This window comes from Mesotoga sp. UBA5847 (genome assembly GCF_002432735.1).
In the GTDB taxonomy this organism is placed as follows: domain Bacteria; phylum Thermotogota; class Thermotogae; order Petrotogales; family Kosmotogaceae; genus Mesotoga.
The window spans coordinates 6218-6648 of the sequence record NZ_DJGL01000091.1; the positions used below are offsets into that span (position 1 = coordinate 6218).

General features: G+C 45.5%; 1 protein-coding gene. It reads right to left on the reverse strand.

Going from position 1 to position 431, the window contains the following annotated elements:
* Window positions 1-110: 110 nt before the first annotated feature.
* A partial coding sequence (locus B3K91_RS11635) for a PIN domain-containing protein (protein WP_292595256.1) occupies window positions 111-431 on the reverse strand: 321 nt, incomplete at its 5' end.

The following is a 431-nucleotide window of genomic DNA, read 5'->3' on the forward strand; positions in this document are numbered from 1 at the left end:
TCCTGAACCAAGAACGAAGAACCTGGACGCGAAGCGTCAGAACGATGAACCGCTCTTGATAAAATAGACTCTGTCCGTATTTTTCTTAATCGGCTTTCAAAGATAGCTCTTCACGCCCTTCTATGAACTATCTGAAGCAACGCTGCAGGACTCAGGACAGTTACGAAATCGGCGGGAAAGTGTTTAGCATTCCCCGTAACGATCGGACTGTTAGTGGCTCTGGAGACTTCAACAAAAGGTAAATCCGATAGATCTGGAAGCTCCAAAGAGACTGGTTCGGGAGTCACAAAAAAACCGACCCTAACAAAGAAATCCAGAAGCGCCCTTATATCGTCGCTCCTGAATCCAAATCTCGGTCTTTGAAGAACCCTCTCGTATTCATCGATAATTCTTGCATCGAAACAGGGATAAACACGACTCGAGAGAATACA